General features: G+C 64.9%; 16 protein-coding genes and 1 pseudogene. 9 read left to right on the top strand and 8 right to left on the bottom strand.

From position 1 onward, the window contains the following. Positions 1-115: 115 nt before the first annotated feature. The 4 genes from AC0L3C_RS23915 to AC0L3C_RS23930 form a co-directional block, all read right to left on the bottom strand. Positions 116-385: a hypothetical protein gene (locus AC0L3C_RS23915; RefSeq protein ID WP_473265572.1), complete on the bottom strand. Its 270-nt coding sequence runs from the start codon at positions 383-385 to the stop codon at positions 116-118. Further along, positions 382-1,812, bottom strand: coding sequence for a radical SAM protein (locus AC0L3C_RS23920; RefSeq protein ID WP_473281751.1), 1,431 nt, complete (start codon positions 1,810-1,812; stop codon positions 382-384). The genes AC0L3C_RS23915 and AC0L3C_RS23920 overlap by 4 nt, the downstream gene beginning before the upstream one ends. Then, entirely contained in the window at positions 1,793-2,509 is a 717-nt protein-coding gene (locus tag AC0L3C_RS23925; RefSeq protein WP_473265570.1) for a prolipoprotein diacylglyceryl transferase, read from the bottom strand. The genes AC0L3C_RS23920 and AC0L3C_RS23925 overlap by 20 nt, the downstream gene beginning before the upstream one ends. Before the next feature lie 80 nt (positions 2,510-2,589). After that, entirely contained in the window at positions 2,590-3,354 is a 765-nt protein-coding gene (locus tag AC0L3C_RS23930) for a Crp/Fnr family transcriptional regulator (protein WP_473265569.1), read from the bottom strand. Between the two features lie 155 nt (positions 3,355-3,509). On the opposite strand from AC0L3C_RS23930, the gene AC0L3C_RS23935 reads away from it, so the two are divergent. Next, a complete protein-coding gene (locus AC0L3C_RS23935; RefSeq protein ID WP_473265568.1) occupies positions 3,510-3,911 on the top strand; it encodes a response regulator in 402 nt (133 codons plus the stop codon). An 8-nt stretch (positions 3,912-3,919) separates the two neighbouring features. Here the strand turns inward: AC0L3C_RS23935 and AC0L3C_RS23940 are convergent. Together AC0L3C_RS23940 and AC0L3C_RS23945 are read right to left on the bottom strand one after the other, a co-directional pair. Continuing rightward, positions 3,920-5,460, bottom strand: a pseudogene (locus AC0L3C_RS23940) (alkaline phosphatase D family protein). A 104-nt stretch (positions 5,461-5,564) separates the two neighbouring features. Further along, entirely contained in the window at positions 5,565-7,010 is a 1,446-nt protein-coding gene (locus AC0L3C_RS23945) for a TAXI family TRAP transporter solute-binding subunit (protein ID WP_473265566.1), read from the bottom strand. Positions 7,011-7,164: 154 nt separating this feature from the next. Between AC0L3C_RS23945 and AC0L3C_RS23950 the strand changes: the two genes are divergently transcribed. Together AC0L3C_RS23950 and AC0L3C_RS23955 are read left to right on the top strand one after the other, a co-directional pair. Beyond that, the gene (locus AC0L3C_RS23950) at positions 7,165-7,467 is read left to right on the top strand and encodes a 4a-hydroxytetrahydrobiopterin dehydratase (RefSeq protein ID WP_473265565.1); all 303 of its coding nucleotides are present in this window, start codon (positions 7,165-7,167) and stop codon (positions 7,465-7,467) included. A gap of 104 nt (positions 7,468-7,571) precedes the next feature. Continuing rightward, positions 7,572-7,961, top strand: a complete 390-nt coding sequence (locus tag AC0L3C_RS23955) for a YkvA family protein (RefSeq protein ID WP_473265564.1) — start codon at positions 7,572-7,574, stop codon at positions 7,959-7,961. A gap of 169 nt (positions 7,962-8,130) precedes the next feature. Here AC0L3C_RS23955 and AC0L3C_RS23960 read toward each other — a convergent pair whose 3' ends face one another. Further along, complete coding sequence (locus AC0L3C_RS23960) at positions 8,131-9,105, bottom strand: NADPH:quinone oxidoreductase family protein (protein WP_007598751.1); 975 nt, start codon at positions 9,103-9,105, stop codon at positions 8,131-8,133. 230 nt (positions 9,106-9,335) lie between these two features. On the opposite strand from AC0L3C_RS23960, the gene AC0L3C_RS23965 reads away from it, so the two are divergent. The 6 genes from AC0L3C_RS23965 to argG all read left to right on the top strand — a co-directional run bounded on the left by AC0L3C_RS23965 (position 9,336) and on the right by argG (position 15,219). Continuing rightward, positions 9,336-10,175 carry an SDR family oxidoreductase gene (locus AC0L3C_RS23965; RefSeq protein WP_473409120.1) on the top strand — a complete coding sequence of 280 codons (840 nt, stop codon included), beginning with the start codon at positions 9,336-9,338 and terminating at the stop codon, positions 10,173-10,175. 117 nt (positions 10,176-10,292) lie between these two features. After that, positions 10,293-10,940, top strand: coding sequence for an invasion associated locus B family protein (locus tag AC0L3C_RS23970; protein ID WP_473409121.1), 648 nt, complete (start codon positions 10,293-10,295; stop codon positions 10,938-10,940). A 197-nt stretch (positions 10,941-11,137) separates the two neighbouring features. Further along, positions 11,138-12,331, top strand: coding sequence for a dual-specificity RNA methyltransferase RlmN (gene rlmN / locus AC0L3C_RS23975; RefSeq protein ID WP_473265613.1), 1,194 nt, complete (start codon positions 11,138-11,140; stop codon positions 12,329-12,331). A gap of 129 nt (positions 12,332-12,460) precedes the next feature. Continuing rightward, positions 12,461-12,955, top strand: coding sequence for a hypothetical protein (locus tag AC0L3C_RS23980; RefSeq protein ID WP_473409122.1), 495 nt, complete (start codon positions 12,461-12,463; stop codon positions 12,953-12,955). Between the two features lie 56 nt (positions 12,956-13,011). Beyond that, positions 13,012-13,788 (top strand): phosphatase PAP2 family protein, encoded by a 777-nt coding sequence (locus AC0L3C_RS23985; RefSeq protein ID WP_473265560.1) that lies wholly within the window; start codon positions 13,012-13,014, stop codon positions 13,786-13,788. Between the two features lie 93 nt (positions 13,789-13,881). After that, positions 13,882-15,219, top strand: a complete 1,338-nt coding sequence (gene argG / locus AC0L3C_RS23990) for an argininosuccinate synthase (RefSeq protein ID WP_473265559.1) — start codon at positions 13,882-13,884, stop codon at positions 15,217-15,219. 201 nt (positions 15,220-15,420) lie between these two features. Here argG and AC0L3C_RS23995 read toward each other — a convergent pair. Then, positions 15,421-17,267, bottom strand: a 1,847-nt coding sequence (locus AC0L3C_RS23995; protein WP_473409123.1) for an OmpA family protein, incomplete at its 5' end; no start/stop codon positions are given.

Consider the following 17,267-nt stretch of genomic DNA (forward strand, 5'->3'; position numbering starts at 1 on the left):
CCCTACGCGTTGCGGCGCAATATAGGCAAAAACGGCCAAAAAACAATGTGTTCTTTGGCCATTGGTTGATTGAATTTTGTCCGGGAATTCCCGGGGGTTAGGCGAAAAGCCGGGCTCAGCCGCGCCGGCCCTTGATGGCGGCCCAGATCAGGGCGACCCCGCCCAGCCCCACGACCAGGCCCAGGAAGACCAGAGGCGCGACGTCGGAATCGATCCGGCCCCTGTCGGATATGGAGATTCCGCCGAACAGGATTGCGCAGGCACCGGGCAGCAGCAGGAGGATCCCGAAGATCGCCATGAGCGCGGTCAGGCAGCCGCTGCGCTTGGTCGGCGGGGCGGGAGGCGGTCCCGGAGGGGCTGGCGGCGGCGTGTCGCTGATGCTCATGCCTGCAGGGCTCCTTCGGTTGACTGCGCCGCCAGTTCGGCGCGGATGCCGTCGATCTTTCCGTTCCGGTAGAACAGATTGTAGGTGTCGAACGGAATGATCGCGCCGCTCTCGGTGACGAAATGGATGCAGCTGCGCTTGACGTTGCCGACGCAGAAATTGAAGCGGTCGAGAAACTGCACGATGGTGACGCGGAATACGTTCTCGTAAGTGATGCCTTGCGGGACCTCGAAGCTCGGCAGGCAGCACAACAATTCGCAGACGCGCTCGCTGGTGTTCAGCGGTCCCGAGGACAGCGAAAACAGATCGATGAATTTCTCCCTCAGCGCCGGATGCTTCTCCGGGCTTATAGTATTGGGCAACAAGGCGACGAGTTGCTCCTGCGGGATCAGTGAGGTCAGCGGCAGCACTTTCTCGCCGTTGCGCAGGCCGTAACCGATCGAGATGCTTTCGGGGTTGCAGGGCAGCGGGATCATGTCCTTGTCGCCGAACACGCCGGTTTCGACCACGCGCTTGCGGATCTCCGACAGCATGATGCGGTCGGTGTTCTTGTCGAAATTCTCGTTGCGGCCGGCATCCTGCACCGGCTGCAGCGTGACGCCGCGCACGCATTTCCACGTGAGCGCATGGCGAACGATGTCGCCGATCTCGGCATCGTTGACGCCGCGCTTGATGGTCGCCACCAGCGTGGTCGACACGCCGTAATGCTCGAGATTCTCCAGCGCCTGCTGACGGATCTTGCGCAAATCGGCGCCGCGCAGATTGATCAGCGCGTCGCGTTCGAGCGAGTCGAACTGGAGATAGACCTCGAGCCCGCGCTTGTTCTCGGCGAGCCGCGCCACGAAATCCTTTTCGCGGGCGATACGCAGGCCGTTGGTGTTGATCATGACATGGCGGATCGGGCGGGCGCGCACCGCATCGAGGATCGCGAAGAAATCCGGATGCAGCGTCGGCTCGCCGCCGGAGATCTGCACCAAATCAGGCTCGCCTTCGCTCGCGACCAGCGCGTCGAGCATTCGCTCGATCTTGGCCAGCGGGGTGAAGCTGGTCCGCGCCGGTGAGGAATCGGCAAAGCACACCGGGCAGGTCAGATTGCAATGCTCGGTGATCTCGATCAGGGCCAGGCAGGAATGCTGCTCGTGGTCGGGACACAGGCCGCAATCGTAGGGGCAGCCGAATTCGGTATGCCGTTGAAAGGCGAGCGGCCGGTCGCCGGGCTTGATGAAATCCTTGCACAGGCGCCAATAGGCTGCGTCCGTCGACACCAGCGTGGACTGGACGCCATGCTCCTTGCAGCGCTTCTCGTACCAGACCTCGTTGTCGAGGATCTGGATCTTGGCCGGCACCAGCTTCAGGCAGGTCTCGCAGAGAGATTGGGTCTGGCCCCAGAAGATATAGGGGCGCGACTTACGCAACGGCGCGTTCATGCATGGGTCTCGCTTTGGGCGCCCTCGCCAGCATGACGACAGCGTAGAGCAGGATGGACAGCGACAGCAGGTGAAACAGCGTGAAGGGGCCGATCAGCGTGCCGTAGGGCTTGAGGAATTCCCACAGGAAGCGCTGTGCGCCATAGTAGACAAGGACGAGGTAGAAACCATTGGTGATCACAAACGCGCTCCGGTTCAAGACCGCCAGCACGTAGAGCAACGCGAATACCCCCATCGCGGCGCTTTCGTAGAGCTGCACGGGATGGCGCGGGACGCCGTCGCCGAAATCATGACCCCAGGGCCATGCCGTCGGGGTGCCGTAGGTGAAATCGTCGAGGCCCGCGAAATAGCAGCCGAGCCGGCCGATCGCGATGCCGATCGCCAGTGGCAGCGCAAAACGGACGCCGGTTCGGACCGTGATCCCTGCGGACCATTTGTAGAGCTCGATCGCCACGATGCCGCCGGCGAGCGCACCTTCCACAGAGCGCGCAATGCCGCTCTGGCCCGACAGCCACAAATTGGCGGAGCCGAACAGATAGGCGCCGAGCCCCGCACCGAACACCAAAGCGGCGAGGTAGGACCGCTCGAAGGATTGCGCCGGAAACCGCAAGCCCTGTCGCGACAGCCAGTACAGCGCCGCGGCCGCAGCCAGCCACGCCCCGACATCGAAGAGAGTGTGAAGGAAAGCCCCGCTCATGCGGGGGACATTAGCCCAGGTTCCCGCTTGGCGGGATAGTGCGGCCGCTTCTTATCCCCGAAGAGGAGCGAGGCAGGCGGCTAGCCCGCTTGCCGCTCTTCGGTCGGATAGACCCCGCGCAGCACCTCTTCGAAGTGCAACTTCACAGCCTCGTTGCACAGGCAGGCGCGCAGGCGCAGGCCTTCGCGGTTGCGGACGAGGATCGATCCGCGCCGCGTGTCGAGCACGCCTTCCGCCTTAAACGACTGGAGCACGCGGCTGGCATAGCTGCGGCCGACGCCGAGCAGTGTCGCGAGCTGCTCGTGCGTCAGAGGCACGCTGCTCTCGTCGCCGGTCCGTTCCATCGCCGCCAGCATCCATTTGGCGGTGCGCTGCTCGATCGAGTGAATGGCGTTGCAGGCGGTGGACTGGAAGATCTGCGCCAGCATGCAGTCGGCGTAGCGGGCGAAGACATGGCGCAACGAGGACGAGCGCTGCTTGGCGGCCTCCAGCTTGCTGACGTGAATGCGCGCAAAGGGCCCACCGAATTTCACGCAGATCCGGGTGTAGGCCGGCAGATAACCCTCGCTGACGATGCCGCCCACCGCGCCTTCGCGGCCAACCAGGATGGTCTCGACGTCACGGCCGTCCTCATTGGGAACGAGGAAGGTTGCAAGCGATGGTCCGCAGGGGAAGTGGACGACCTGGACGTCGTCGCCGGGGTTATAGAGCAATTCATTCGCCGCGGCGCTTTCGAGCATGACATGCGGCGCAAGCAGGGCGAAGTCGGCCGGGCTCAAGCGCCGCAGCAGATTGTTGGTCGGCCGGCTATCGATCTCGGTGGCCTTGCTGGTCCGCGCGTCCATCTTAAACTCCCATCCGCCTCCACATTAGCGAGTTCCGACGAGGCCCTGTGTGCACAAGTGGACAGACCTGACAACTGTGATGTGGTGGTTTCGTTCCGGGAACCCTCCGCGCTGGGTAAAGGCGTCGTGACCGGTATCCCAGTCAGAGACACCTCATGCTCCACGTTACGATGATGGCACCCGCCGTTTCCGATGGTTCAAATTGTCCCGCCGATGTCCTCATCGTCGAGGACGATCCGATCATCGCAATCGACTTCGAGGATCGCCTGCTCGGATTTGGCGTGAAGAGCGTGCGCACGGCAGGTTCAGTGGCGCAGGCGCTGGCCGCGATCGCGGCGCGTGCCCCCGAATTCGCCTTGCTCGACGTCGGATTGAGTCGCGAGAACAGCTTTGCGGTCGCCGAACGGCTCGCGGCCCTGAAAATTCCGTTCGTCTTCGTCACTGGTTACGGCGCTGACGCGCGCATCCCGCCGGTATTCGCCGGCCAGCCGCGACTGCAGAAGCCGTGTTCGAGCGACGCGCTGGAGGCGGCGCTCCAGGTCCGCGCGGCGGACTAGCGATACGGTCAGGCCTGCTTCGGATCGAGCGTGGTCGACCACAGCGCGACGTCGGCGCGGTCGCGCAAGGTCACCGTCATCTGGCCGGAAGCGCCGTCGATCTTGACGTGACCGAAGAACTGCATGCCGGCCGATGGCGGCAGGTTCTGGTTGTCTTTCCCGGGCGCCTTGACGAAACGCACCTCCGGCCCAAACGTATTGTCGAGCGCGTTCGGACCGAATGTGCCCGCGTGAAGCGGGCCTGACACGAACTCCCAGAACGGCTCGAAATCCTGGAATTGCGCCTTGTTCGGATCGTAATAGTGCGCGGCGGCGTAATGCACGTCCGCCGTCAGCCATACGGTGTTGCTGATCGGCGCCATCTTGATGAAACGCAGGATGTCGGCGATCTCGAACTCGCGGCCGCGCACCGGGCCGTCGCCCTGCGCAATGGCTTCCGATCCACCCTTTGCCGTATCTGATACGACGAGGCTGAGCGGCATATCGGAGGCGATCACCTTCCAGGTCGCGCGAGAATTCAACAGGCCGTGCTTGAGCCAGGCGGTTTGGTCGGGGCCGAGGAAATAGCTGGCCGGGCCGTAAGCGGTTTCGAGGTTGGCGCCGTTCGGGCCGCGATAGCTGCGCTCGTCGAGCACGAACACATCGAGATGGGGACCATAGGAGATCTGGCGATAGACGCGGCCGGGCTCGACGATGCTCTCGCGCATCGGATCATCTCGTGGAAGGCACGGCCTGCGCGGGCCGCAAGCAGTGCGATGTCGCGCTCCTTATAGGTCGCCGGCAGCCCCTTCGAAAGCGACCAGTTGTTGGTAACCTCATGGTCGTCCCACTGCACGAAGATCGGCACTTCGGCATTGAAGGCGCGAAGATTGTCGTCAGTGAAATTGTATTTGTGCGCGGCGCGGTACTCGTCCAGCGTCTCGGCGACCTTGGCTTTCTCGGGGATCGTGACGTTCTTCCAGATCTTGCCGTCGGCGAGCTTAACCTCGGACTGGATAGGGCCGTCGGCATAGATGGTGTCGCCGGAATGCAGGAAGAAATCCGGACGGTGCTTGCGCATCGCCGAGAAGGTGAACATGCCGCCGTCATCGGGGTTGATGCCCCAGCCTTGTCCTGCGACATCGCCGCCCCAGACGAAGCTGACGTCGCGGCGGTCGGCGGGCGCGGTGCGGAAGCGGCCGGTCACCGGCTCGCCCTCCACCGCGGTGTGCGACAGATCGCGGAAGCGGACGCGATAAAAGATGTCCTGTCCGCTAGGCAGGTTTTCGATCAGCATCTTTGCGGTGAAGTCGCTCTCGGGCAGCGCCGCGATCGGCGGCAGTGCGCGGGCATCCCTGAACGACTCCGTCGTCGCCACCTCGACCAGCATCTGTGCGGGCCGGTCGGTGCGCGCCCAGACCACGCCGCCGTCGACGGTGACGTCGCCCGACTGCACGCCGTGGGTCACCGCCGGCCGGTCGGCCGCGCGGGAGAGATGCGGCATTGCGACCGCGCCGAGCGCGCCCGCACTGGTGGTCAGGAAACGGCGGCGGGAGATTTTGATGTTCATGGGATGGTCTCGATATCGCGTGAGGCGGTCGTCCAGGGCGGTCGCATGGTGAAGCCCGACGCTATATGGAGACAATGTGACGAAGCGATTACGCGCGCACGCGCTTACGCGTTGCCGGCGGCCCGGAATTGCGCGCCGGTACGCTGCAGGTTCTGCGGCAGGCTGAATAGCACCGCTTTGCGGTCGGCAACCGCCGCATGGAACTGGTCGAGCGCGATGTTGAAGGCGGTGAGCGCACCTTCCTCGATCGCGCCGTGGTCGTAGCAGCGCAACGTGTCGCGCAGGATCTCGTCGGCCTCGGTCTGCATCTGATCGAGATCTTCGGTCGTCTCGCTCTTTCGTGCGGCGGTGATCATGTCGAGCAGCCGCTCGCGCAGATGGCTGTTGTTGTCGCGCTCGTCCTTCTTCAGATAGCCCGCAAACCAGGCGCCGATCGAGCCCATGGCCGAGAGCGCCATCAGGGTCCACCAGATGTAATCGCTGTACCTGTCGAGGAACGTCTTTTCTTCGCCGTCGACGAAAGCGGCGGCGCCGGGATGCACGGGAATCACCGCATCCTTGTCGGTGTCGGGCGTTTCGATCTTCGCCGCCAGCGGGAATTCCGTCACCAATTGCTGGCGGACGGAGAATAGTTGGCGCGTGAACGCCGCGATGGTGGTTTCGGACACAGCCTTGCGCGCCACGATGTGGTGCGAGAAGCTGATGGTCTTGACCTCGTCGTCGGGACGATCGGGCGAGCCGCCGTAAGTGCCCGCGGGAATCTCGGCCGCTTCATAGACGGGATGATTTTGCGCAATCGCATCGGCGGAATCGATCGCGAGGAAAGTCGGGGTGCCGAACTCCTTGGCGGAAGTGGCGATCGCGTCCGAAGTGATCTTGCTGTTGACGGGACCGGCCGCGAGATAGGCATCGACCTTCTGAGACTTGATCGCCTCGGCAACTTCATTGGCCGGGAATTGCACGATCTCGACCTTGGCGGGATCGACGCCGTATTGCTGCAGGATTACCTTGAGCAAATTGACGTTGGCCTGGGTGCGGCCAACCACGCCGACCCGATGCCCGGCGAGCTGCGCGATCTTGGTGATCTTCGCACCCTTCTTCTTACCCTTGACGGGTATGGACCACAACACCACGACATTCTTGCGCAGGGTCGCAACGGCTTGCGCGTTTTTCGGCACGTCGAGATCGCCGCGGACGATGGCAAGATCGGCTTTGCCTTCCGCCACCAGATTGGCGCTGGCGGTGGCGCCGTCGGTCTGGATCGGACGCAGTCGCACAGAGCTCTTGTGCTGTGCGAAGGCCTGGGTCAGTGCCTGCACGACCTTGACGTCGTCGCTGTTGGCGGGGCCGACCGCGATCTTCAGCGTCACCGGCCGCATGGCAAAGTAGTAGCCGCCGGCGAGCGCGCCAACGATCGCGAGCACCAGCGCGAGAGTCACGAGCGCCGTCTTCCGCGCCGACGATCGCGGCGAGGGCGGGGTGGGCGCTTCGGCCAGGTCCAATCCCCCGGTCATCGATCTCCCGAACAGTCGCTTGAGGCTCAGTTTCATCTTGGCCGGCGATTTACGCCCGCAAGTGTAGCAAATTTCTTGTCCGGCAGGGTTACATCTCCGTCATGGTTAGCGGATGGGGTCTAATCCCGTATGAACCCGGGGCGTCGGTGCGGTGTTAGGGTAAAGTTCCCCTAAAAGGATGGAGGCGACGATGGCAGAACGGCTCTCGGCGGAGGCGCGCAGGCAGGCGCTGGGCGGACTACCTGATTGGACCGAGGTTCAGGGACGCGACGCGATCGGGAAAACCTTTGTCTTCAGGGATTTCAACGAGGCGTTCGGATTCATGACGCGCGCGGCGCTGGTCGCCGAGAAGATGGACCACCACCCCGAATGGCGCAATGTCTACAAGACGGTGGAGGTGCTGCTGTCGACCCATGACGCCGGCGGCCTCACCGCGCTCGACATCGAGCTCGCCAAGGCGATGAACGCCATCGCCAAGCTGACACCAGGCTGACGTCTTGCGGGGACCGGCCGAGTTCCCATCTTGTGATCAGCCGGGGATGCGGCGATCTGCCACCCCTGACGCGACCCTTGGCTGGAACGGGGAGTTTGTCGAACATGGCTGCCGAACACAGTGTCGGTTTCGAGCCGGCCGACCGGCTCGCGGAAGATCGTGAGAGCGTGCGCCGCCGCTTCTGGCGCAAGCTGAAGCGTGTCGCCGCGCGACTGCCGTTCGCGGAGGATCTGCTCGCCGCCTATTACTGCGCCTTCGACCGGCAGACGCCGCGCCATGTCCAGGCCTCGCTGCTCGGCGCGATTGCCTATTTCATCCTGCCGTTCGACTTCGTTCCCGACGTGATGCCGATCCTCGGCTTCACCGATGACGCCGCCGTGCTCGCCACCGCGATCCGCATGGTCGCGAGCCATATCACGAACGAGCATCGCGAAGCGGCCCGCGCCGCGTTGAAGCGTGGGGTGGTCGAGGGCGACGCGGAAGCCGCGCAGTAGCTGTCGCCGCATCCTTCACTGTCATTCCCCGCGAAGGCGGGGAATCCAGTACGCCGCGGCTCATCGATTCAACAACACTCGTGACGGAGTCCTGGATCGCCCGGTCAAGCCGGGCAATGACAGTTGAGTATGTGGTGACGATGTCGCAACACTCTACGCGCCGACACCCTCACGGATGCAGGATCACCTTGCCCATGGCCTGACGTCCCGCGAGCACCTTCAGCGCGTCGGCGGTCTGTGCCAGCGGGAAGACACGGTCGACATGCGAGGAGATTTTTCCTTCCGCTGTCCACTTCACAAGCTTCTCGAGATTGGCGCGGTTCTTTTCCGGGTTAAGTCGGGTCCAGGCGCCCCAGAACACGCCGCGGATGTCGCAGCCCTTCAGCAGCGCGAGGTTCAGCGGCATCTTTGGAATGTCGCCGGCAGCAAAGCCGATCACGAGGAATCGGCCTTCCCAGGCAATCGAGCGCAGGGCCTGCTCGGCATAGGTGCCGCCCACGGGATCGAAGATGATGTCGACGCCCTTGCCGCCGGTGAGCTTTCGCAAGCCTTCCTTCAAATCTTCCTTGCCGTAATTGAGCGTGAGTTCCGCGCCGTGCGCCTTCGCGAATTCGAGCTTCTCGTCCGACGAGGCGCAGGCGATCACCTTCAGGCCCATCAGCTTGCCCAGCTCGCACGCGGCAAGTCCGGTGCCGCCGGCGGCGCCGAGCACCGCGAGCGTTTCGCCCGGCTTCGGGCTCGCGCGATCTTCCAGCGCGTGCAGCGCGGTGCCGTAGATGATGATGATGCCGGCCGCGCGGTCATAATCGAGATTGTCGGGGATTTTCACGATCGATGCGGCCGGCAGCGCAATCTTTTCGCGCGCGCCGTTGTGGCCGCAGGAGGCGACGACGCGATCGCCGACCTTCAGGTCGGTCACGCCGGGACCGATGCTCTCGATCACCCCAGCCACTTCGGCGGCCGGCGAGAACGGGAACGGCGGCTTGATCTGGTACTTGCCCTGGATCATCAGGATGTCGAAGAAGTTCAGCGCCGCAGCCTTGATCGCGATCACGGCTTCGCCGGGACCGGCCACCGGATCCGGCACGTCGGCCAGAACGAGATCGTCGGGCTGGCAATATTGCGAGCAGAGGATGGCTTTCATGGCGGCACCTTCTTGAGAGCACTTGGCGTTTCGAGGCAGAATTATAGTTTGGCTGTTTCTGCCGGATTTAGCGCGGTCCCACAATCCGGTTTCTTTGTCTGAAATTGCATTCGGTCCTATCCTCGTCATTGCGAGCGAAGCGAAGCAATCCAGAATCCGTGCCGCGGAAATAGCCTGGATTGCTTCGCTTCGCTCGCAGTGACGGAAGAAGAAAAGGGAGGAATCAAACGATGTTTGAAACAGGCCTGCTCAAGCACAAGCGCATCCTCGTCACCGGCGGCGGTTCGGGTCTCGGTGCTGCGATGGCGCACCGCTTCCTCGCGCTCGGCGCCGAGCTCGTGATCTGCGGCCGCAAGCTCGACCGGCTCGAGGCGGCGGCGAGCGAGATGCGCGAAGAGACAGGCGGCAAGGTCACGACGATCGCCTGCGATATCCGCGACGGCGCCGCCGTCGAGAGCATGATGGACGCCATCTGGCGCGAGGCGCCGCTCGATATTCTCGTCAACAACGCGGCTGCGACTTTCATCGCGCAGAGTGAGCATCTCTCATTCCGCGCCGCGGATGCGATCCTCGCGCCGACACTGCATGGCGCGATGTATTGCACGCTCGCCGCCGGCAAGCGCTGGATCGACGGTAAGCATGGCGGCGTCGTGCTCTCGATCCTCTCGACCTCGACCATCACCGGCCGCGCCTTCACCGTGCCGTCGGCGATGGCGAAGTCGGCCGTGCTGGCGATGACCAAGAGTCTTGCCGTCGAGTGGGGGCCGAAGGGCATCCGCACCGTCGCGATCGCGCCGGGACCGTTCCCGACCGCGGGCGCCTCGGGCCAGCTCCGCCCCGAGGGTCGCGACGAAGGGTGGGCCGCGCGCAACCCGATGGGACGCGCCGGCGAGCGTAGCGAGCTTGCCGACCTCGCCAGCTTCCTGGTCTCCGACCGTGCCGGCTACATCAACGGCGAGATGGTGGTGATCGACGGTGGCGCGCATTTACGCAGCTCCGGCGCCGAGGATTTGTTGCGCTGGACCGATGCGCAATGGTCGGAGCAGCGCGCGGCGCGATCCAGGGCCTAGTCGCCGCGAGCTTCGCTAACTGCCTTCCCAAATTGGACTTTCCCGGCTATCCCTGCCTCCGGGACAATGCGCGACCGGGCCATCTTCCAGTCACAATATTGAGGGAACCACTCCAGCATGTGGCGGGTGCTGATTTTAGCTTTGATGACGGGCGTGGCGGCCTGTGGAATCACCGATTCCGCGCGGGCGCAGACGGCGCAGCCTGCGCCCAAAACTGCACCGAAATCGGCTGCGCCGGCGACCAATACGACTGGAAAGACGGCTGCAAAGCCCGAGAGCAAGCCGGCGGCCCCGCACGCGGCGGTTGCGGGCGGCGCCGAGCCGACCCTGATCGGTCAGTTCGGCACCTGGGGCGCTTATTCGGCCGCGCCCAACGGCAAAAAGGTCTGCTTCGCGCTGGCCAAGCCGTCGTCGTCGAAGACCAACCCGCCGAATCGGCCGCGCGATCCTGCCTATGCCTTTGTCTCCACCCGCCCGGCGGAGAAGGTCAACAACGAAGTCTCGGTCATGATCGGCTACGCGCTGAAGCCGGGCTCTGAATCCTCGGTCGAGGTCGGCGGCGCCGCTTTCGCCATGTACTCGCAGGGCGATGGTCTCTGGATCAAGAACGCGGCCGAGGAAGAGCGGATGGTCGAGGCCATGCGCAAATCCGCCGATCTCGTGGTCAAGGGCATCTCGTCCAAGGGGACCGAGACGACCGACACCTTCTCGCTGAAGGGCCTTGCCCAGGCGCTCGACAGGATCGCCCAGGATTGCAGGCGTTAAGCCTGCGGTCGATAAGGTCGCAATCGGCGGTTCCGGTTGCTATATAGGGGCGGTTCCAAAGGTACAGACGTCATGGCCGGGCTAGAGCGCGAAGCGCGTATCCCGGCCATCCACGCGCTGGCTACGGACAGAAAAGAACGCGGATGCCCGGGACAAGCCCGGGCATGACGAGACAGCAGCAGCAATCTCAGGCACCGATGACCGAGCCGCACAACGCAACGCTGGTGGAGAAGACTCCGCTCGAAACCTATGTGCCGCCGGCCAAGCCGTCGCTGATCGGCTTGTCGCGCACCGAGTTGGCCGATCGCCTCGGGGAGATCGGCGTCGCTCCGGCTCAGCGCAAGATGCGCGTACAGCAGCTGTGGCACTGGATGTATTTCCGGGGCGCCCAGAATTTCGAAGAGATGACCTCGGTCTCGAAGGGCATTCGCGCCGACCTCGCCCAGCATTTCACGGTCGACCGGCCCGAAGTCGTGGCCGAGCAGATCTCCAACGACGGAACCCGCAAATGGCTGCTGCGGCTGCCGAGCGGCGACAATGTCGAGCGGGCGCACGAAGTCGAGTGCGTCTACATCCCGGAAACCGATCGCGGCACGCTGTGCGTCTCCTCGCAGGTCGGCTGCACCTTGAACTGCTCGTTCTGTCACACCGGCACGCAGCGCCTGGTGCGCAATCTCACCGCCGGCGAGATCGTCGGACAGGTGATGGTCGCGCGGGATCGTCTGAACGACTGGGCCGATCGAGAAGACGGTACGCGCCGCGTCACCAACATCGTGATGATGGGCATGGGCGAGCCGCTCTACAATTTCGACGCGGTGCGCGATGCGCTGCTCATCGTCGGCGACAACGAAGGCATCGGCATCTCCCGCCGCCGCATCACGCTGTCGACCTCGGGTGTGGTCCCGAATATCGTGCGCGCGGGCGAGGAGATCGGCGTCATGCTCGCGATCTCGCTGCATGCGGTGCGCGACGAGCTGCGCAACGAGCTGGTCCCGCTCAACCGCAAATATCCGATCAAGGAATTGCTGCAGGCCTGCCGCGACTATCCGGGCGCCTCGAACGCGCGTCGCATCACCTTCGAATATGTGATGCTCAAGGGCGTCAACGATTCGCTGGACGATGCCAAGCTGCTGGTGAAGATGCTCAAGGGCATTCACGCCAAGATCAATTTGATCCCGTTCAACCCCTGGCCCGGCACCGCCTATGAATGCTCGGACTGGGACCAGATCGAAAAATTCTCCGAGTACGTCTTCAACGCGGGTTACTCCTCGCCGGTGCGCACTCCGCGCGGCCGCGACATCCTGGCGGCCTGCGGCCAGCTCAAGTCGGAGACCGAAAAACTCTCCGCCAGGGAACGCCAGACGCTGCGGGCCATGGCGATGACGGACTAGCTTGACAGGCGCACTGTGTTGCTTGCCCGTCATTGCGAGGAGCGCAGCGACGAAGCAATCCAGACTGCCTCCGCAGACGCATCTCTGGATTGCTTCGCTCGCAATGACGGTAACGTTGGCTTCCTCTGCATGTCCCTGATCGGCCGCCTCGTCGTCATCTTCATCGGCTTTCTCGCCGCCTGCTTCGTCGGCGGCATGATCGTCGTCGTCACGCTGTTGTTTCCGGAGTTCGCCGATCTCGGCGCCGGTCCCGTCGACCAGGGCACGATCGATATCCTGCTCGGGTTCGGCTTCATCTTCGTTTCCGGTTTTGCGCTGGTGCCGGCGGCGGTGATCGTCGCGATCACCGAGGCGCTCTACATCCGCAGCGCGCTCGCCTATGCCGTGGGCGGCGGGGTCGTGGGGCTCGCCTGCTATCTCGGGCTGGTCCCGTTTCATTCCGACACGCTGCAATTCGAAGGCATCGTGCGGCGGCATCTGGAGATCATGACCGGCGCGGGTATCGTCGCCGGTGTCGTCTACTGGCTGATCGCCGGCCGCAATGCCGGCGCCTGGCGCAATCCGCCGCTGCCGCGCAAGCCGCCTCCGCCACTGCCGTCGAATTCGCGGCCGGATGCACGGTGACTTTCTGACTTGCCACGGGGTTTTCATCCCCTTCCCACTCGGCTAAACCGCGCGCCATGAACCGGACCGGACTCTTCATCGCCCTGGCGCTGTGGCTCGTGATCGGCGTCGTTTTCGGCCTCTATCCCGAGCTCGATCTCAAGCTCGCCGCGCTGTTCTTCGACCCTGATACCAAATCGTTTCCGCTCAAGCTGAACGATTGGGCAGGCTTCGCGCGCGATGCCGCGATGTGGGTTGCCTGGGCGTTCGTGCTGCCTGCGCTGACAGCGCTCGTGGTCAAGATGGTCAGGCCCGACCGCCCGCTGATGGTATCCGGGCGCGCGATCGTCTTCCTGCTGGTCACGATCATCATGTCGGCCGGCATCCTCACCAATCTCGCCTTCAAGTCCTATTGGGGCCGGCCGCGCCCGGTGGTGGTGACGCAGTTTGCCGGCGACCAGCAATTCGTGCCGTGGTGGGATCCGCGCGGCGGCTGCGCGCGCAACTGCTCGTTCTTCTCGGGCGAGGGCGCGACCGCGTTCTGGACGCTGGCGCCCGCCGCACTGGCACCGCCGCCGTGGCGGCCGCTCGCTTATGCCGGAGCCGTGGTGTTCGGCCTCGTGACCAGCGGCCTGCGGATGGCCTTTGGCGGCCACTTCTTCACCGATGTCTCGATCGCCGGCCTCGTCACCTTCGTCGTGATCTGGTTTGCCTACGCGCTGATTTACCGCTGGCCGCGGACCCGGTTTTCGGACGAGGCGGTCGATGCCGCCCTGACCCGGTTGAACATGCCCGCCTACCGGCTGCGCCAGCGCCTGTTCGGCCGCAAGACGGACCCCGAGCCGTCAGTTTGAGCCATTAAAGGGGTGCCGAGCCCCGCGAAATTTGATAATCGCGCGGTCAACCCGTGAAACGACACCCGCCCTTCGAGACCGATTGGAAGCCCCATGACCACGATCCTGAAAAGCCTGCCCAAGGGTGAGAAAGTCGGCATCGCTTTTTCGGGCGGCCTCGACACGTCAGCGGCGCTGCTCTGGATGAAGCAGAAGGGCGCGCGCTGCTACGCCTATACCGCCAATCTCGGCCAGCCTGACGAGGCTGACTACAACGAGATCCCGCGCAAGGCGATGGAGTTCGGCGCGGAGAAAGCGCTGCTGGTCGATTGCCGCACGCAGCTCGTCCATGAAGGCATCGCCGCGATCCAGTCCGGCGCCTTCCACATCTCGACCGGCGGCATCACCTATTTCAACACCACGCCATTGGGGCGCGCGGTCACCGGCACGATGCTGGTTGCGGCGATGAAGGAGGACGGCGTCAACATCTGGGGCGACGGCTCGACCTTCAAGGGCAACGACATCGAGCGCTTCTATCGCTACGGCCTGCTGACCAATCCGGGCCTGCGCATCTACAAGCCCTGGCTCGACCAGCAGTTCATCGACGAGCTTGGCGGCCGCGCCGAGATGTCGGCGTTCATGACGGCGCAGGGCTTTGCCTACAAGATGAGCGCCGAGAAGGCATATTCGACCGACAGCAATCTGCTCGGCGCCACGCATGAAGCCAAGGATCTCGAGAGCCTCGACAGCGGCATCAAGATCGTCAACCCGATCATGGGCGTGCCGTTCTGGCGTGACGACTGCAGCGTCAAGGCCGAGAAGGTCGTGGTGCGTTTCGAGGAAGGTGAGCCGGTGGCGCTGAACGGCCAGACCTTCGGCGATCCCGTCGCGCTGTTCCTCGAAGCCAACGCGATCGGCGGACGGCACGGCCTCGGCATGAGCGATCAGATCGAGAACCGCATCATCGAGGCCAAGAGCCGCGGCATCTATGAAGCGCCCGGCATGGCGCTGCTGCACATCGCCTATGAGCGCCTCGTCACCGGCATCCACAACGAGGACACCATCGAACAATACCGCATCAGCGGCATGCGTCTCGGTCGCCTGCTCTATCAGGGCCGCTGGTTCGATTCGCAGGCCCTGATGCTGCGCGAGACCGCGCAGCGCTGGGTCGCGCGCGCGGTCACCGGCGAGGTCACGCTCGAGCTGCGCCGCGGCAACGACTACTCGATCCTCAACACCGAAAGCCCGAACCTGACCTATGCGCCGGAGCGGCTCAGCATGGAGAAGGTCGAGGACGCGGCGTTCACACCGGCCGATCGCATCGGTCAGCTCACCATGCGCAACCTCGACATCAACGATACCCGCGCCAAGCTGAAGCTCTACAGCGACACGGGCCTGTTGTCGGGCAGCGAAGGCTCGCAGATCTTCCGGCTGGAGAGCGACAAGGGCTGAGGCATCTGCTCGTGTCCCGGACGCGATGCAGCGCGAAGCGGTGCGTCGCAGAGCCGGGACCGACGCCGATCCAACTGCATCGATAGTATGGGCCCCGGCTCAGCAGCGCATCACTACGTGCTGCGCTGCGTCCGGGGCACGCGACTGGAAAAACAAAAATGGCCGGGATTGCTCCCGGCCATTTTGCATTTGTGCTTCGCCTCAGCGCGGCGGCGCGGTGCCGGGCGGGGGCGGCGGCAGCGAGGCCTGGCCGCCATTGAGCAGCGGCGTGATGTTGCGGACGGTGACGCGCCGGTTGATCGCGCTCGGCCCTTGCGTCTGCTCCTTCAGGTACTGCTCGCCATAGCCCTGCGACGTCAGGTTCTCAGACGGCACACCGAATTGCTGGGTCAGCAATTCGGCGGCGGACTGCGCACGACGATCCGACAATGACAAATTGTCGACGTCGTTGCCGACCGCGTCAGTGTGTCCCTCGATCAGGAACACCGCGCGCGGGTTGGCCTGGATCGCCTGATTAAGACCGTCGGCGATCACTTGCAGCTTGGCCGCCTGATCCGGTGGGATCGTCCACGACCCCGTCTCGAAACTGATCGAGTTGACGTCGATGCTCGGCATCTGCATGCGAACATTGGGGCTGTAGCGGATTTCGTCGAGCGTATAACGCCGATCGATCCGCTGCACCGGTGGTGCCCGCATGGTCTGGTAGATCACGTCCGGCGACGCCTCCTGGGCATCGACGATATAGCGGTCGTAGGGAATGTTCACGACCGGCGGCGGCGCGTCGACATAGAAGCCGCCGACCGACTGCGGATCGCGGTAACTGTTGTCGATGATGATAAGCTCGCGGCCGCGAGGATCCCTGCGAATTCGCCGCAGCAGCCGACCGTCCGGACCGACAACAGTAATGATCTCGCTGCCATCGGGACGGATCACCACGGTGCGGGTATCGGCGCCGACAGTCTCGGTGCGGATGTCGCGGGCGCCGTAGCGGAAGCGATAGAGATCGTTGCCGCGGACGTATGTCTGCCCACCGGGATCGCGGATGATGATGCGGTCCGGCTCGGTGTAGACGGTGCGACCGCCTTCGACGGATTCGCGCCGCTGATTGTGGAGGTCTGCGATGGTGGCTCCGATCACGGCACCGGCCACCACGCCAGCACCGATCGCGAGCGGCGTGAGGTCACGCTGCGGCGGACGCGGTGCTGGCGGCAGCGGTGCTGCGACCCTCGGCGCGGTTCGGAAGGCTGGCGCAACCGTTGGCGGCGCGTATTCCGCCCTGTTGGGCGGAGGCGTTGCGGCCGCGGAGCCCGGGACGGTGCTCGGCGCCGCGGCGCCGGCGGGGGGGGCTGGCGGTCGAGGCGGGGCGCCTGCCTGCGGCTGGGTCGGCGGAGCTCCGGCAGCGGGCGCGCCAGTAGGAGGCGTTCCTCCCTGCTGACCGGGGGTTGGCGCCGCGGTTGGAGCCGGGGTCGCGCCAGGAGCGGGCGTGGGTCCCGCACCGGGACGTCCGGGCGGGGGCGTCGGAGCGCCACCGGGGGTCGGCGTGGCCGTCGGCGCGGGTGTGGCGCCCGGAGCAGGTGTTGCTGATCCTGCAGCCGGGGGCGCGCCAGGACGTCCGCCGGGGGGCGGCGCACCGGGGCGGCCAGTCGGCGGCGTGCCCGGCGTGCTCCCCGGAGCCGGCGTTGCGGTCGGCGCAGGTGTTGCTGTCGGAGCAGGCGTGGCGGTTGGGGCAGCAGGCGTCGCCGGGCGCGCTGCGGGAGCAGCAGGTGCCGGGGGAGTTGCTGTCGGCGCAGGCGCAGGCCGTCCCGAAGGACCGGCCGCAGCCGGAGGTGTCGGTGCGTGCTGCTGCGGAGCGGCGGTGGGCGGTGTGGGAGCCGGACGAGCCGCGGGCGGCGTCGCAGGCGGAGGCGTCGGCGCATGCTGCTGCGGAGCCGCGGCGGGCGGCGGTGCCGGGGGCGTGGGAGCCGGGCGTGCCGCGGGCGGTGCAGGAGGCGGCGCATGCTGTTGCGGAGCCGCAGCCGGTGGCGGCGAAGGCGGCTTCGGGGCGGCAG

This window comes from Bradyrhizobium sp. WSM4872 (assembly GCF_055811715.1).

Coding starts and splice junctions, on each gene's coding strand:
- AC0L3C_RS23915 (WP_473265572.1), bottom strand. CDS start 385: ATGAGCATCAGCGACACGCCGCCGCCAGCCCCTCCGGGACCGCCTCCC.
- AC0L3C_RS23920 (WP_473281751.1), bottom strand. CDS start 1,812: ATGAACGCGCCGTTGCGTAAGTCGCGCCCCTATATCTTCTGGGGCCAG.
- AC0L3C_RS23925 (WP_473265570.1), bottom strand. CDS start 2,509: ATGAGCGGGGCTTTCCTTCACACTCTCTTCGATGTCGGGGCGTGGCTG.
- AC0L3C_RS23930 (WP_473265569.1), bottom strand. CDS start 3,354: ATGGACGCGCGGACCAGCAAGGCCACCGAGATCGATAGCCGGCCGACC.
- AC0L3C_RS23935 (WP_473265568.1), top strand. CDS start 3,510: ATGCTCCACGTTACGATGATGGCACCCGCCGTTTCCGATGGTTCAAAT.
- AC0L3C_RS23945 (WP_473265566.1), bottom strand. CDS start 7,010: ATGAAACTGAGCCTCAAGCGACTGTTCGGGAGATCGATGACCGGGGGA.
- AC0L3C_RS23950 (WP_473265565.1), top strand. CDS start 7,165: ATGGCAGAACGGCTCTCGGCGGAGGCGCGCAGGCAGGCGCTGGGCGGA.
- AC0L3C_RS23955 (WP_473265564.1), top strand. CDS start 7,572: ATGGCTGCCGAACACAGTGTCGGTTTCGAGCCGGCCGACCGGCTCGCG.
- AC0L3C_RS23960 (WP_007598751.1), bottom strand. CDS start 9,105: ATGAAAGCCATCCTCTGCTCGCAATATTGCCAGCCCGACGATCTCGTT.
- AC0L3C_RS23965 (WP_473409120.1), top strand. CDS start 9,336: ATGTTTGAAACAGGCCTGCTCAAGCACAAGCGCATCCTCGTCACCGGC.
- AC0L3C_RS23970 (WP_473409121.1), top strand. CDS start 10,293: ATGTGGCGGGTGCTGATTTTAGCTTTGATGACGGGCGTGGCGGCCTGT.
- rlmN (WP_473265613.1), top strand. CDS start 11,138: ATGACCGAGCCGCACAACGCAACGCTGGTGGAGAAGACTCCGCTCGAA.
- AC0L3C_RS23980 (WP_473409122.1), top strand. CDS start 12,461: ATGTCCCTGATCGGCCGCCTCGTCGTCATCTTCATCGGCTTTCTCGCC.
- AC0L3C_RS23985 (WP_473265560.1), top strand. CDS start 13,012: ATGAACCGGACCGGACTCTTCATCGCCCTGGCGCTGTGGCTCGTGATC.
- argG (WP_473265559.1), top strand. CDS start 13,882: ATGACCACGATCCTGAAAAGCCTGCCCAAGGGTGAGAAAGTCGGCATC.